15 protein-coding genes are annotated in these 14,612 nt (G+C 67.7%); 10 read left to right on the forward strand and 5 right to left on the reverse strand.

Annotated features, from left to right (window positions below; genetic code table 11):
* Positions 1-13: 13 nt before the first annotated feature.
* The 4 genes from ABIC94_RS15130 to thiL all read left to right on the forward strand — a co-directional run bounded on the left by ABIC94_RS15130 (position 14) and on the right by thiL (position 4,433).
* The gene (locus ABIC94_RS15130) at positions 14-1,771 is read left to right on the forward strand and encodes a ShlB/FhaC/HecB family hemolysin secretion/activation protein (protein ID WP_354373963.1); all 1,758 of its coding nucleotides are present in this window, start codon (positions 14-16) and stop codon (positions 1,769-1,771) included.
* Positions 1,772-1,882: 111 nt separating this feature from the next.
* Positions 1,883-2,248, forward strand: coding sequence for a hypothetical protein (locus ABIC94_RS15135; RefSeq protein WP_354373822.1), 366 nt, complete (start codon positions 1,883-1,885; stop codon positions 2,246-2,248).
* A gap of 99 nt (positions 2,249-2,347) precedes the next feature.
* Positions 2,348-3,301, forward strand: coding sequence for a hypothetical protein (locus tag ABIC94_RS15140; protein ID WP_354373823.1), 954 nt, complete (start codon positions 2,348-2,350; stop codon positions 3,299-3,301).
* A gap of 172 nt (positions 3,302-3,473) precedes the next feature.
* Positions 3,474-4,433: a thiamine-phosphate kinase gene (gene thiL / locus ABIC94_RS15145; RefSeq protein WP_354373824.1), complete on the forward strand. Its 960-nt coding sequence runs from the start codon at positions 3,474-3,476 to the stop codon at positions 4,431-4,433.
* Here thiL and ABIC94_RS15150 read toward each other — a convergent pair whose 3' ends face one another.
* Both ABIC94_RS15150 and ABIC94_RS15155 read right to left on the reverse strand, forming a co-directional pair.
* Positions 4,434-5,144: a DUF3053 domain-containing protein gene (locus tag ABIC94_RS15150; protein ID WP_354373825.1), complete on the reverse strand. Its 711-nt coding sequence runs from the start codon at positions 5,142-5,144 to the stop codon at positions 4,434-4,436.
* Between the two features lie 77 nt (positions 5,145-5,221).
* Entirely contained in the window at positions 5,222-6,085 is an 864-nt protein-coding gene (locus tag ABIC94_RS15155) for a LysR family transcriptional regulator (RefSeq protein ID WP_354373826.1), read from the reverse strand.
* Positions 6,086-6,219: 134 nt separating this feature from the next.
* Here ABIC94_RS15155 and ABIC94_RS15160 point away from each other — a divergent pair, with 134 nt between their 5' ends.
* Both ABIC94_RS15160 and ABIC94_RS15165 read left to right on the forward strand, forming a co-directional pair.
* The gene (locus tag ABIC94_RS15160; RefSeq protein WP_354373827.1) at positions 6,220-7,233 is read left to right on the forward strand and encodes a Bug family tripartite tricarboxylate transporter substrate binding protein; all 1,014 of its coding nucleotides are present in this window, start codon (positions 6,220-6,222) and stop codon (positions 7,231-7,233) included.
* 14 nt (positions 7,234-7,247) lie between these two features.
* Positions 7,248-8,951, forward strand: coding sequence for an FAD-dependent oxidoreductase (locus tag ABIC94_RS15165; protein WP_354373828.1), 1,704 nt, complete (start codon positions 7,248-7,250; stop codon positions 8,949-8,951).
* A gap of 39 nt (positions 8,952-8,990) precedes the next feature.
* On the opposite strand, the gene ABIC94_RS15170 is transcribed toward ABIC94_RS15165, so the two are convergent.
* Positions 8,991-10,460 carry an MFS transporter gene (locus ABIC94_RS15170; protein ID WP_354373829.1) on the reverse strand — a complete coding sequence of 490 codons (1,470 nt, stop codon included), beginning with the start codon at positions 10,458-10,460 and terminating at the stop codon, positions 8,991-8,993.
* Positions 10,461-10,593: 133 nt separating this feature from the next.
* Between ABIC94_RS15170 and ABIC94_RS15175 the strand changes: the two genes are divergently transcribed.
* The 4 genes from ABIC94_RS15175 to ABIC94_RS15190 are packed head-to-tail and all read left to right on the forward strand — an operon-like array spanning position 10,594 to position 12,567.
* Positions 10,594-11,175 carry a phosphatidylglycerophosphatase A family protein gene (locus tag ABIC94_RS15175; RefSeq protein WP_354373830.1) on the forward strand — a complete coding sequence of 194 codons (582 nt, stop codon included), beginning with the start codon at positions 10,594-10,596 and terminating at the stop codon, positions 11,173-11,175.
* A gap of 5 nt (positions 11,176-11,180) precedes the next feature.
* Positions 11,181-11,699 carry a CinA family protein gene (locus ABIC94_RS15180; RefSeq protein ID WP_436318020.1) on the forward strand — a complete coding sequence of 173 codons (519 nt, stop codon included), beginning with the start codon at positions 11,181-11,183 and terminating at the stop codon, positions 11,697-11,699.
* A 56-nt stretch (positions 11,700-11,755) separates the two neighbouring features.
* Positions 11,756-12,262: a nuclear transport factor 2 family protein gene (locus tag ABIC94_RS15185; protein WP_354373832.1), complete on the forward strand. Its 507-nt coding sequence runs from the start codon at positions 11,756-11,758 to the stop codon at positions 12,260-12,262.
* Positions 12,259-12,567 (forward strand): GNAT family N-acetyltransferase, encoded by a 309-nt coding sequence (locus ABIC94_RS15190; RefSeq protein WP_354373833.1) that lies wholly within the window; start codon positions 12,259-12,261, stop codon positions 12,565-12,567. The genes ABIC94_RS15185 and ABIC94_RS15190 overlap by 4 nt, the downstream gene beginning before the upstream one ends.
* Here ABIC94_RS15190 and ABIC94_RS15195 read toward each other — a convergent pair.
* Complete coding sequence (locus ABIC94_RS15195) at positions 12,557-13,744, reverse strand: MFS transporter (RefSeq protein ID WP_354373964.1); 1,188 nt, start codon at positions 13,742-13,744, stop codon at positions 12,557-12,559. The two genes, ABIC94_RS15190 and ABIC94_RS15195, sit on opposite strands and share 11 nt — an antisense overlap.
* A gap of 46 nt (positions 13,745-13,790) precedes the next feature.
* A complete protein-coding gene (locus ABIC94_RS15200) occupies positions 13,791-14,573 on the reverse strand; it encodes a UPF0149 family protein (RefSeq protein ID WP_354373834.1) in 783 nt (260 codons plus the stop codon).
* Between the last annotated feature and the right edge of the window lie 39 nt (positions 14,574-14,612).

Consider the following 14,612-nt stretch of genomic DNA (forward strand, 5'->3'; position numbering starts at 1 on the left):
TCGGCGCACGCGCATGGCGCTGGCCGTGGCCCTCGCCGCTTCTCCGTTGTGGGCGGTCGCGCAGCAAACGCCGACGACGCCTCAAGCCTTCGTCGAACAACAACGCCAGCAGGAACGCGAACGCGCCCTGCGCGAGCAGAACGAGCGCACCGTCGACCAGCGCCCACAGGCGGCCCCGCCTGCCCCTGTGGCACGCATTCCCGAGTCCGAGTCGCCGTGCTTCCGTATCGACCGCGTGCTGCTGGTCGGCGAGCAGGCCGAGGCCTTCCAGTGGGCTGTCTCCGATCTGTCCGGGCCTGCTGGTGATGATTCCCCCCTCGGCCGCTGCCTGGGCACCGCAGGCGTGAACGTGGTGCTCGCCCGCGCCCAGCAGGCGGCGATCGCGCGCGGCTTCGTCACCACCCGGGTGCTGGCCGCGCCGCAGGATCTCGCCACCGGTACCCTGACCCTCTCGCTGGTGCCCGGGCGCATCGCGGCCATCCGCCTGACGCCCGATTCTTCGGCCACGCTGCTGGGCAGCGGCGCCTTGCTGGGCTCCGCCATTCCCGCCCGGCCGGGCGACCTGCTGAACCTGCGCGACATCGAGCAGGGGCTGGAGAACTTGAAGCGCGCCCCCACGGCCGAGGCCGACATCCAGATCGAGCCCTCGACCGCGCCCAATGCCAGGCCGGGCGACAGCGACCTGGTGGTCAAGTACGTGCAGGCCAAGAAGTGGCGCGTGGCCCTGAGCCTGGACGACAGCGGCACCGAGGCCACCGGCCGCTACCAGGCCGGCGCCACGGTGTCGGTGGACAACCCCTTCGGGCTGAACGACCTGTTCTACCTGAGCGCCAACCACAGCATCAACAACCATTTCCTGTCGGAGCCGAGCTACGGCACCGAAGGTCAGACGGTGCACTACTCGCTGCCGTACGGGTACTGGATGCTGGGGTTCACGGCCTCGAACAGCCAGTACCACCAGAGCGTGGAGAGTTTCAACGGGCCCATCACCTACGCCGGCAAGTCCAACAATGCCGAGGTCAAGCTCTCGCGCCTGCTGTACCGCGACCAGAGCCGCAAGACGACGCTGGCGCTCAAGGGCTTCCGCAGGGAGTCGCGCAGCCTCATCGAAGACACGGAAGTGCCGGTGCAGCGCCAAGTGGTCGGTGGCTGGGAGCTCGGCCTGAACCACAAGGAGTTCATCGGCGAGGCCACGCTGGAGGGCACGCTGGCGTTCAAGCACGGCACGGGCGGCTTCGGCGCCAGGACCTCGCCGCAAGAGATCTACCACCGCGACAACCCCGCCGAGCCGCTGGACGGCACGTCGCGGATGAAGCTGTACACGGCCGAGGTGAGCCTGAATGCGCCGTTCAAGCTGGGCGAACAGAAGCTGCGCTATTCGGGCTTGATCCGCGCGCAGTGGAACCGCACGCCGCTGATGTCGCAGGACCGGTTCGCCATCGGCGGGCGCTACACGGTGCGCGGCTTCGACGGCGAGACGAGCCTGATGGGCGAGCGGGGCTGGCTGATTCGCAATGACATCGGGTGGGCCATCCCCACGGGTTCAGGGCAGAGCGGGGCGGAGCTGTATGTCGGCGCCGACTACGGGCATGTGGGCGGGCGCTCGACGGTGGACTTGCTGGGCCGGAGTCTCGCGGGTGCGGTGGTCGGGGTGCGGGGGCAGTGGAGCAAGTTGAGCTATGACTTCTTCATGGGCGCGCCGATCAGCAAGCCCGAGGGGTATCGCACGGCCAGGACCACCTTTGGGTTCAATCTCAATGCGAGCTTTTGAACCTCAAAAGGAATTAGGAAAGATCAAGAAAGTGCCTGCCACACCCCACCGATTCATCTGGCGCTTCTGAACGCCGGCATCCGATCACAACAACTGTTTGAACAAAACACCATGCATCCATTGCTCGCCAAAACCTTCGGCGGATTGACCCCCGCTTACTACTTCCGTCAGTTCGTGTTCGGCCTGTGCTTTGCGGCATTCTTCGTTTTCTTTGCCAGCCGCTCACCCCACATCATGTCGCTCGGGATGGCGGTCTTCCTGGTCGCGAACACGTTTCTCTACCCCTATTCGCGCTTCGTCTACGAGGGCGTGATCAATTTCCTGCTGGGCGCGAACACGTTCTATGTGAACGCCATCTTCATGCTCTTCGTCAAATTGTTCACGATGCTGGTGTGCTGGACCTTCGCCATCTTCATCGCGCCCGTCGGCCTGATCTATCTGTACGTTCATCACAGCAGGGCGACGCGTCAGAGCTGAACAGACTGCCACTTCATTCGCAGCCATAGCCCCATGCCCAAAGGAACCGCGAATCCGCCATCTCTTCGTTGTCTTGTGCGCTCGTCCGACGGATGGTGGGTGCAGCTGTCGCGCAACGGCATCGAGCACCGCCACCTGTTCAAGTTCGGGGCGATCCGCAGCGAACCCGAGGCGCTGGCCCTGGCCCAGGCCCGGCGCGACCATCTCATGCAGGAACATCCGCAGATTCCCCGTTGGCGCACCATCGAACGCGCGATCTGCAACGGCAAGCTTGGCGGTGTCACCTACGTCGCGGGGCCGGACAAGCCGTCCAGCTGCTGGTGCGCCGAAACCCCGATGGTGGATGGCACGCTCATCCGCGAGACCTTCAGCATCGCGCGCTTTTCGAGGGCAGCCAAGCAGCTGGCCATTGCCGAACGCGAGCGGCAGTTGAACTTGATGGTCGCAGGCTTCGCCGTGAAAGCCGAGCTGGATGCGGCGAGCAACCGCTTGGGCAACGGCCAGAACGACGCCGCCATGTACGGCATCGTTCGCCACAAGACCTATTGGCTGGTCAAGCTGGAACGCAGCCGGCAACGTTTCAGCAAGACATTCTCGTTCGCGAAGCTTGGCGGCGTTCAAGACGCATTGGCGCAGGCGCAGGCCTGGCGCGATGACGTCGTCCGGCAGCACCCGCCGGTCATGCGCCAGCAAAGAGCCAACAAGTTACGCAGCAACAACAAGACAGGCATTGTGGGCGTCACTTGCGTGTTGGGACCCGACGGCCGGCCGCGCCAATGGTCGGCGCACACCTACATCGGGCCCGGCAAGCTCCTGCAGAAGACGTTCAGCGTCTACCGCCATGGCGAGGATGCGCAGACGCTGGCCATCGCCGAGCGGCAGAAGCAGCTGGAACAAATGGAGGGCCGGGCGCGGTTGCATCCGGTCGAAGAGCAGGTGCGCAGTTCTTCTACAAGAAGGGCATCGCAGCAGTCCACCAGGACCGATGGCCGGTCGAGCGACGGTGCGCTCGGGCGCTCGGGCGGTGAGCGCAGAAGCCGCCGACAAGCATGAAGCCTGCCCCGCAACGCAGAAGATGCCTGACCTGAGATATCCGAGTACCCATCTCTAGCGCGGCCCACGCGGCACGCTATTTCAGTTCCAGGCCCGGTCGTAACCAAGGCATGCCTCGCGCAAGCAGGCCCGTCATGCCTCTGAGGGGTGCTGCAGCGCTTATGCTCGCCCCATGGGTGAATTCGACCTGATCGCACGCTACTTCAAGCGCCCCGCCAAGCGCTCTCCGCTCGGCGTGGGCGACGACTGCGCCTTGCTCGCGCCCGCGCCGGGCATGCAGCTGGCCGTGTCCTCCGACATGCTGGTCGAAGGCCGGCACTTTCTCTCGACGGTCGATGCGGCGCGGCTCGGCCACAAGGCGCTGGCGGTGAACCTCAGCGATCTCGCGGCGTGCGGTGCCAAGCCGCTGGCCTTCACGCTCGCGCTGGCGCTGCCCGGGGTCGACGAACCCTGGCTCGAAGGCTTTTCGCGCGGCCTCTTCGCGCTGGCCGATGCGCACGGCTGCGAACTCGTGGGCGGCGACACCACGCGCGGCCCGCTCAACATCTGCATCACCGTGTTCGGCGAAGTGCCGGCCGGCGCGGCGCTGCTGCGCTCGGGCGCGCGCGCCGGCGACGACATCTGGGTCAGCGGCACGCTCGGCGATGCGCGGCTGGCGCTCGAGGTGTTTCGCGGCACGCTCGCATTGCCCGCCGATGTCTTCGAGCAGGCGCGACTGCGCATGGAGCAGCCCACGCCGCGCGTGGCGCTGGGCCAGGCGCTGCGCGGCACCGCCTCAGCGGCGGTGGATGTGAGCGACGGCCTTGTCGGCGACCTGGGCCACATCCTCGCGTCGAGCCGGGTGGGCGCAACGCTCGATGCCGACGCGGCCACGAGCGTGGTGGCCGCCGCCGCAACGGCGGGTCTGGGCCGCGAAACGCTGCGCACCTGCGCGCTCTCGGGCGGCGACGACTACGAACTGGTTTTTACCGCGGCGCCCTCGGCGCGGGCCGCGGTCGAGCAAGCCGGCCAGGAGAGCGCCACGCGCGTGACGCGCATCGGCCGCATCGACGCCGAAGGGGGCCTGCGCATCGTGGACGCGAGCGGTTCACCGGTTACGCAGCGATTCGGATCGTTCGACCACTTCGTCTGATCAGGATCCGCGGACCATCGTCTGCATCTTTGCCTGGGCGGCATTGATGGCCTTCGAATGGCCGTTGAGGTCCTGCAGCATCTTGTTGAGCTGTGCCTGCACCGCAGGGTCGGTCACTGTCACGGTCGAGCCGGAGACCTGGATCTTCGACTTGTTCTGCTCGATGAAGTCGCCCACCGCGAGCGCGCCAGCGAACACGGTGTCGAGTGCGGGGAACACTTCCTTGAAGGTGGCCGCCGGAGCCGACACGGTCTTTTCGTACGCCTTGTCGTAGACCTGCTTCAGGTCGTCGGGCTGCTTGAGCTTGGCATGCGCGGCGTCGGCCTTGGCAAGCTCCTGATCCAGCGCGGTACGCAGGCCGCCCAGGCCGTCTTTCGCGGCCTTGAGGTCGTCGCGCCGCGACGAGAGATCGGCAATCGAGCGCAGCGCGCCCTTGGCCATCACCTGGCCCATCGGCTGGCTGACCGACTTGTTCATGCCTTCGTTGAAGTCGGCAATCACCGCGTAGTGCTGCGCATAGTCGCCGAAGGAGGCTTTCTCGTCGGCAGTGGGCGTGGGCACGCGCAGGCCCGGCTTGTCGAGCACGCGGGTCTGCAGGAAGCCGATGAACGCGGTGCGCTGCTCGGCCTCCTTGTTGCCGCACGCCGCGAGCAGGAAGCCGAACGCGAGGCACAGACACAACGCGTTGAAACGGACCAGGTTTTTTTTCATGATGAATAGGCTTTCGCGCTTGAATGAGCCGCCAAGCATACGGCCGACCGATCCGGCCGGTCAGTACGGAAAAAGGCCTAGAGCGATTGCTTCAGCACGTCGATGAAGCTGCGCGCCGCCGCCGACAGCGAATGCCCGCGCTTGGTGACCACCGAGATGTCGCGCGACAAGCGCGGCGCGCTGAGCAGCTTGATCACCAGCGACGGATCGTTCGCCGCGCGGGCGAAGGCCGAGGGCATGATCGACGGGCCCATGCCGGCGGCGGTCATCCACAGCGCCGTTGAAAGGAACGACACCTCGTTCACCACGTCGAGCACCACGCCGCCCTCGGCCGCAGCGCCGTCGATCAGCGGCCGCACACCATAGCCGGGCCGCACGGTGATGACGGGGTAGCGTCCGAGGTCGGCCCAGCGGACCACGCGGGCCTTGGCCAGCGGGTGGTCGGTGCGGCACACCAGCGCGAGATGGTCGCGCATCAGCCGCTGCGTCTCGACCTCGGCGCCGGGCCGCTCGGGCGTGCCGATGCCGAAATCCACATGCTCGCCGAGGATGCGCGAAATGAACTGGTCGGGCGCGCAGTCGTTCACCAGCACGCGCACCTTGGGATGCTGCTTGGCAAACACGCGCATCGCATCGGGCAGAAGCAGCGACGCGACGGTCGGCGTAATGGCCAGCGTCACGCGCCCGCGCTCGAGCGTGGCCAGGTCACGGAAATCCGCGGAGAGCGAATCGACATCGCGCAACACGCGCTCGACGGTGGCGAGCATTTCTTCCGCCGCGGCGGTGGGCTTGAGCGAACGCGTGGTGCGGTCGAACAGGCGCGTGCCCAGCCCGTCCTCCAGCTGGCGGATCAGCATGCTCACCGCCGACTGCGTCACAAACAGCCTTTGCGCCGCCGCACTGAGCTGGCGCAATTGGTACACCGCGAGAAATGCACGCAATTGACGAAGCGTAGGACTGAAGTTTGCATTCATTAGAAAAGATGATATTTGATTCGGAATTCCTTGATTTACGGATAAATGCTGGCATCGTTCAATTCGCGTCAAACAAAACCAATATTCAAGGAGAGATTTCGATGACTGCAACGATGGCCCGCCGGGCACGCGCACTTCGACGGCAGCTGCTGCTGACCGCGGCCTGCGCACTTCTGGCCTGCGCTACCCAAGTGCAGGCCCAAGCCCCGGCCGGCGACTTCCCGAACAAACCGATCCGCGTCGTGGTGACCTTTCCGCCCGGCGGCAGCGCCGACGGCGTGGTGCGCATGCTGGTGCCGCGGCTGAACGAAAAGCTCGGCCAGCAGGTGGTCGTGGACAACCGCCCCGGCGCGGGCGGCAACGTGGGTCTTTCGCTGGTGGCCAAGGCACCCGCCGACGGCTACACGCTGGGCGTGGGCGCGGCCGGCGCGCTGTCGGCCAACACGAGCCTGTATCCGCAGATGCCCTTCGATCCGCTCAAGGACTTCAGGCCGGTGGGCATGCTCGCGGCCATTCCCTTCGTGATCGTCGGGCATCCCTCGGTGGCCGCAAAGACGCAGCGCGAGCTGATTGCACTTGCCAAGGCAAAGCCGGGCTCGCTCTCCATCGGCCATGGCGGCAATGGCACGGCCATGCATCTTTCGGCCGCGCTGTTCTCGCAGATGGCCGGCATCAAGCTGGTGGAGGTGCCCTATCGCGGCTCGGGGCCGGCGGCACTCGATGCATTGGCGGGGCAAGTCCCGCTCGCGGTGGTCGACCTGCCTTCGGCGCTGCAGCAGATCAAGGCGGGCAAGCTTGTCGCGTTCGCGGTGACGAGCCCCGAGCGCCTGCCCATGCTGCCCGACGTGCCGACCGTGGCCGAGGCGGGGCTGCCCGGCTACGACTCGACAGGCTGGTTCGGTGTGGTGGCGCCCGCGGGCACGCCGGCGCCGGTGGTGGCGCGGCTCAATGCCGAGATCAACGCCGCATTGGCGGACGAGCAGAACAAAACGGCAATGCGCAACCTCGGCGTGGAGCCCGCGCCGGGCACGTCGGAGGCCTTCGATGCGTACATCCGCGCCGAAACGAAGAAGTGGGCCCAGGTGATCCAGGACGCCCGCATCAAGCTCGACTGAAGGTTTCGAGAACCATGACAGACAAGACCCTCAACGCCGACGTGCTGATCGTCGGTGCCGGCCCGGTGGGCCTCACGCTGGCAATGGACCTGGCCGCGCACGGCGTCTCGGTCGTCCTTTGCGAGACCCGCCGCTTCGCCGAGCCGCCGAGCGTGAAGTGCAACCACGTGTCCTCGCGCACCATGGAGCAGTTCCGCCGCCTCGGCGTGGCGCAGAAGCTGCGTGACGCGGGGCTGCCCGCCGACTATCCCAACGACGTGGTGCTCCGCACCAGCGCAACGGGCACGGAGCTCGCGCGCATTCCCATTCCCTGCCGGCGCGACCGCTATACCGAAACCGAAGGGCCCGACGCGCGGTGGCCCACGCCCGAGCCGCCGCACCGCATCAACCAGATCTATCTGGAGCCGATTCTGCTCAGGCACGCGGCGGCGCTGCCCGGCGTGCAGTTGCTCAACCGGACCCAGTTCACCGCGTTCACGCAGGACGGCGAGGGCGTGAGCGTGACCGCCACCGATCTCGACAGCCACGCAACGCGCCACATCCGCTGCCGTTACATGGTGGGCTGCGACGGCGGCAGCTCCGCGGTGCGCAAGCAGATCGGCGCCAGGCTCGAGGGCACGGCGGTGATCCAGCGCGTGCAGTCGACCCTCATTCGCGCGCCGCAGCTGCGCGCGCTGATTCCGGGCAAGCCCGCGTGGTCCTGCTACGCGATGAACCCGCGCCGCTGCGGCACGATGTTTGCCATCGACGGGCAAGAAACCTGGCTGGTGCACAACCACCTGAACACCGACGAACCCGAGTTCGATTCGGTCGACCGCGACCAGTCGCTGCGTGAAATTCTGGGCGTGGGGCCCGATTTCTCCTACGAGATCGTCAGCAAGGAAGACTGGGTGGGGCGCCGTCTCGTGGCCAACCGTTTTCGCGAAGGCCGCGTGTTCCTCGCGGGCGATGCGGCGCACCTTTGGGTGCCCTATGCGGGATACGGCATGAACGCGGGTATTGCCGATGCGCTCAACCTCTCGTGGCTGCTCTCGGCCTGCGTGCAGGGCTGGGGCGACGACGGCATTCTCGATGCGTACGAAGCCGAGCGCCTGCCGATCACCGAACAGGTGTCGAACTTCGCGATGGAGCATGCGCAGAAGATGATTCGCGCGCGCCGCGCCGTGCCGCAGGACATCGAGGCACCCGGCCCCGAGGGCGATGCGCTGCGCGCGGAGATCGGACGCGAGGCCTACGACCTCAACGTGCAGCAGTTCTGCTGCGCGGGCCTGAACTTCGGCTACTTCTATACCGGTTCGCCGATCATCGTGGCCGATGGCGAGCACACGCCGCCGACCTATTCGATGGGCGGCTTCACGCCCTCCACCGTGCCGGGCTGCCGCGCGCCGCATTTCTGGCTGACCGACGGCCGTTCGCTCTACGACGCTTTCGGGCCGGGCTACACGCTGCTGCGCTTCGATCGCAGCGCGGACGTGTCGGCGCTCGAGCGCGCGGCGCGCGCCTACGACATGCCGCTGACCGTGGTCGACATCGACGCCGCGGAGGTACCGCCCGCGTACATGCACCGCCTGGTGCTGTGCCGCGCCGACCAGCACGTGGCCTGGCGCGGCGCCTATGTGCCGCCCGATGCCTACGAACTGGTGGCACAGCTGCGCGGGGAGAGGCGGCATCTGCAGAGCCGCAGGCGGCTGCTGAGATGGGAAGGTGTGGTGGCGTGATGGCCTGGACCGGGCTCGGCGCATCGCGCCCGCCGTTCTTCATCGATGGCGCGCGGCAGCAGCGAATCGGGCAATGAGCCATGCCGCCAGCGCTGGCGCGAGCGCAAAGCTCGCGAACAGCCAGACGGCGGCAGAGCGTGCGCCCGCCACGCCGCCCGGCGCGGTGAGGCCGCCCGCGTTCGCCACCAGCCCCGCCACCGCCGCACCCACCGCCAGGCCGTAGAGCTGCACGGTCGTGATCGAGGCCGAAGCCAGGCCTTCCTGCCCCGCGGGTGCAAGCGACATCACGCGCGTGACCAGGTGCGGCCAGCCGATGCCCACGCCCAGGCCGACGGCACCCAGTGCGACGGCGACAAGCAGCGTTTCGACGCCCGCGGCGAGCCGGCCATGCCCCGGCAACAGCACGGCCAGCACCACCAGCCCCAGCGTGCAGACCACCGGCCCGGCGCGCAGCATGCGGTCGGCTCCCGTACCGCTGCGCCCGGACGACAGCAGCGAACCGGCGCTCCAGCCGCCGGCCATCGCCGCCGTGAGATAGCCCGCCGACAACGGCGATTGGCCGTGCAGCAGCTGCAGGAAATACGGCACGAAGATTTCGGTGGTGGTGCCGATCATCAGCAGCACCACGCTGGCGTAGATGGCACCCATCGGCGCGCTCACCCTGTAGGCGCCGGTCGGCAGCAAGCGCACCGCGGCATGCCGGTCGATCCGGGTGGCGGCCACGCCGAGCCCAAGCCCCAGCGCCACGCCGACGGCCTGCCAGGCCAGCGCGGGTCCGAACTCGCTCGCCGCAATCACCAGCACCGACGCCGCAAGCAAACCGATCTGCAACGCGGGAATGCGCGGCATGTCGGCCGGACGCACGTGCCGCACGCCGGCGCCGGGCCGCAGCTGCACGGCGACCAACAAGGCCTGCACCGCCGCCAGCGGCAGCAAGGACCAGAAGGCCCAGCGCCAGTGCCCCGCCTGCGCAAACAGCCCGCCGACCGCCGGACCGCAGAGCGTGGCCACGCCCCACATCCCCGACACCAGTGCCACCGCGCGAGGCCACAGCCGCGGCGCAAACACCAGCTGGATCAACGCATAACTCAGCGCGGCGAGCATGCCGCCGCCCACTCCCTGCACCGTGCGGCCCGCGAGCAGCCAGGGCATGGCCGGTGCCAGGGCGCAACCCATCGAGCCCGCGGTGAATGCCGCCAGCGCCGCCAGGCATGCACCGCGCGGCCCCAGCATGGCGAGCAAGCGCACCGAGAGCGTGGCACCGACGATCGACCCCACCACGAACAGCGTGGTGCTCCATGCGTACCAGTCGAGCCCGCCGATTTCGTTCACCACCGAAGGCAGCACGGTGGTCACGATGTGCACATTCACGGCGTGAAGCGCGACGCCGCCCGTCAGCGCCAGGGCGCGCCAGCCGTTGCGGCCGCGGAAAAGGTCGCCCCAGGCGGTGGTGGACGGGTCGGAAATCGGCGAACCGGTATCGGCGGTGGAGGTGGGTGTGGCAGGCATTGGGCGGCGTCCGGGAAGGACGCGAATGTCGAAGCAAGGGCCTGATGCTAGGCTTCATTCTTGAATTAAACAAGATAACGCTTTGATAAATAGGGGCTTCGGCGTGACCGCGGATGCGCGACACTGCTGCCTGATGCAAGCCGTTCCTCCGCCTCCTCCTTCGTCTTCCTCATCGTCCGCCGGTCCCACTCCGCAGGGCGCGCCGCGCCGGCCCACGAGGGCATTCCTGTTCTCGCACCCGGCGCACTTCATCGCCCTGGGCTTCGGCTCGGGAATGCCGCGCGTGGCGCCCGGCACGGTCGGCACGCTCTGGGCCTGGGCGGCCTTTGCGGTCATGCAGCTGTGGTTCACGCCCGCCACCATCGGCTGGATCATCCTGGCTTCGCTGCCCATCGGCTGGTGGGCCTGCAGCGTCACCGCACGCGACATGGGCGTGGCCGACCCGGGCAGCATCGTGTGGGACGAGGTGGTCGCGTTCTGGATCGTGCTCTGGCTCGTCACGCCGGCCGGCCTGCTCGCGCAGGTCATCGCGTTCGGGCTGTTCCGCTTCTTCGATGCCGCCAAGCCGGGGCCGGTGGCCTGGGCCGACGCGCTGTTCAAGCAGCGCGATGCCACCGAAGTGCGCTGGTGGCGCGCGGGCTTCGGCATCATCCTCGACGACCTGGTGGCGGCGTTCTGCACGCTGCTGGTCATTGCGCTCTGGCGCGCATGGTGAACTTCATGGAACCGTCGACCCCATCGTCGAACTTTCTTGCAGACCAGGACACGCCCGCCCTGGTCGCGGCCACAGCCGGACTGCTGCTGAAAAAAGGCTGGATGCTCGCCACGGCCGAAAGCTGCACCGGCGGGCTCATTGCCGGCGCGTGCACCGAACTGGCAGGCTCCAGCGAATGGTTCGAGCGCGGCTTCGTCACTTATTCGAACGCGGCCAAGACCGAACTGCTGGGCGTCGACGCGGCGCTGATCGGAGCCCACGGCGCGGTCAGCGAACCGGTGGCGCGCGCCATGGCCGCGGGGGCCATCGCACACTCGAAGGCCCGCGCGGCGGTGGCGGTGACCGGCGTGGCCGGACCCACTGGCGGCAGCCCCGAGAAGCCGGTCGGCACCGTGTGGTTCGGCTGGTCGGTCGATGGACAGGTTCGCACCGAGCGCCGGCGCTTCGACGGCGACCGCGCCGCGGTGCGCGCGGCCACGGTGCACTACGCGCTGCAGACACTGGCGCACTTGCTGCAGGCCTGACTTCGTCGGCCGCATACTCCCGCCAGAAAACGCCAAGAAAGCCGCCAGGAAAACGAATGAACACCGACACCCGCATCCACACCAACACCGAAACCATCCAGCGCTTCTACGATGCCTTCGCCCGGCTCGACGCCGACACCATGGCCGCCTGCTATGCGCCCGATGCGGTCTTCGACGACGAGGTCTTTTCCCTGCGCGGGCAGCGAGAAGTCGGCGGCATGTGGAAGATGCTTTGCACCGTCACGCGGGGCAAAGGCGCCGACGTCTGGAAGCTCAGCTGCAGCAACGTGCAGGCCGACGCCACCGCGGGCCAGGCGCACTGGGACGCGCACTACCGCTTCAGTGCCACGAACCGCATCGTGGACAACAGCGTCGAGGCGCGCTTCACTTTCACGCCCGAAGGCCTCATCAAGACCCACCGCGACAGCTTCTCCTTCTGGACCTGGGCACGCCAGGCGCTCGGTACGCCGGGCCTGCTGATGGGCTGGACACCGATGCTGCGCAACAAGGTGCGCAAGACCGCCACCACCAACCTCGCCAACTTTCTTTCCCGCCAACCATGAGCGAAATCAACCTCACCAACAACGAAGCGCAGCACCGCTATGAAGCGGCGACGGAAGGCCGGCTTGCGGGCTTTGCCGAATACAACCTGCTGACCGACGCGATCATGTTCACGCACACCGAAGTGCTGCCCGACAACGAAGGCAAGGGCATCGGCTCGGCGCTCGCCAGGCACGTGCTCGACGATGCGCGCGCACGCGGGCTGCACGTGATTCCGGTGTGCCAGTTCATCGCGGGTTACATCCGCAAGCACCGCGAATACGCGGACCTGGTCCGGCCCGATATTCAGCGCGCGTTCAAGATTTGAGGGTGCCGGCCTTCGGCGCGGGCAACCACGCGAAGGCCACGACACCCAGCACCAGCAGTGCGGCGATGGTGGCCAGCACGGCCGTGAGCGGGTCGCCGCCGTGCGCCGCGGCCACCGATGCCGCGACGCCGGTGCCCCACTGCATGAGCGCAACGCCGAGGAACATCGCCATCGTGAAAACCGCCATGGCGCGGCCCGTGAGCGTGACCGGGTAGGCCACGCGCACGTCGGCGTATTGCCAGACGATGAAGCCCGAGAGCATGCCGATCAGCACCATGCCGCCGATGTCCAGCCAGGCCGAGTGCGTGAAGGCGATGAGTGCGAACAGCGCCGCATAGCCGAGCGCGCAGATCACGATCCAGCGGCGCCGCGCGGCGCCGTCGCGATCGAGGCGGCCGAACAATGGCGCACCGAAGAGCGAGATGACCGACACCGCCAGCGCCACGTTGCCGCTCTGCACCAGCGAATAGCCGTGGCGCTCCATCATGAGCGGCCCGAGCCAGAGCCCGCGCAGCGAAATGAAAGCGGCATACGTCACCGCGCCGAGCACCACGATGCCGAGCGTGTGCGGCATGGCGAGCAACGCGCCGAACTGGCGGATGGCCTCGGGAATGGACTCGTTCGCCTTCGGCACGGCCGACGCGGGCTCGTGCACCCAGCGCCAGATGGCGAGCCACGCCAGCGCCGAGGCCACGGCCAGCACCAGAAAGCCCGCGCGCCACGAATACGCCTGCACCAGCCATGCGAGCGGCGTGCCGGTGGCCAGCATGCCGAGCCCGCCGATGGCGAGCACCAGGCCTGAAACCGTGGCAAAGCGGGCCGCCGGGAAGTGCCGCGCGATGAACACGGTGCACACCAGAAAGGCCGGCGCGCAGCCGATGCCGATCAGCGCCTGCCCCGCCACCAGCACCAGGTAGCTCGACGACACCGCCGAGAGCAGCGCGCCCGCAATGGCGATCGGAAAGGCGACGAGCACCGTGCGCCGCACCCCGTGCAGGTCGATGCCGATGCCCATGAAGAGCTGCATCGCACCGAAGGCGAAATGGAAGGCGCCCGAGAAAATGCCGAGCGCCTGGGCCGACAGCCTGAAATCGGCCTGCAGCGGGCTCGCCATGATGGCGCCCACCGTTCGGAACGCCTGGCTCAACGCCACCCCGGCGCAAAGCGCCAGCACCATGACCCACGCGGCGCGCGGCGTCAGCGGTGCGGTGGCGCACCCGCTGCTAGGCACCGTGGCACTTCTTGTACTTTTTTCCGCTGCCGCAGGGGCACGGATCGTTGCGGCCGGGCGTAGCCTCCTTGCGGATTGTTTCCACCTTCGGTCCCATGCTCTTCCAGAGCTGGCGCAGGTCGTACACCGCCCAGATGGCGGCGCCGAAATCGTCCAGCCGCTGCTGGCTCACGCTCGGCGGGCCGTCGTCGCTGAACATCGAGAGCGTGGGCTTGGCCTTGTCGTCCTCGGTCAGCGCCACGATGTTGTCGAGCGCGTCGTCGAGCATCTGCGCGGCTTCCTTGTCGCGCGGCGCGGCCCAGTCTTCTGGCCAGTTTTCGACCGCGTACATGAAGCCCAGCGCCCAGACTTGCGCAAACGAGGGAATTTCCTCGCCCGCCACCTCCGCGCGCTCTTCCTCGGGCAGCGAGGCGATGGCGCCGCGGGTGTCGAGCACCTCGGGCTGCCAGCTGCGCTCGTCGTCGAGCGACTGCACGTCGGCGTCCAGGCCTTCCTCGATTTCAAGCCAGCGGCGCTTCCAGTTCCAGACGAACTCCATGTGCTGGGCCGGCACGAAGCCTTCGCCCAGCAGCACGGGCCAGTATTCGGAGGGCTCGATGGGCCGGCGGGTGCAGATCAGCGCGGCCATGAAGCCTTCGCAGAACTCCCACTGGGGAATTTCCTCGTCCTGCTCGCGCATGGCGTCGAGCGCATGGTCGAGGGCGTCGAAATCGTCGGGGCCGAGAGGGGCGGAAGCGGGCGCTGCGGCCTGGGGGGTGTCGTTGGTGGTCGTCATGGCAAGTTCGGGGCAGCCCTCTATGATGCAGCAGGCTCC

The sequence above is a fragment of the Variovorax paradoxus genome (assembly GCF_040544635.1).
Classification (GTDB): domain Bacteria; phylum Pseudomonadota; class Gammaproteobacteria; order Burkholderiales; family Burkholderiaceae_C; genus Variovorax; species Variovorax paradoxus_R.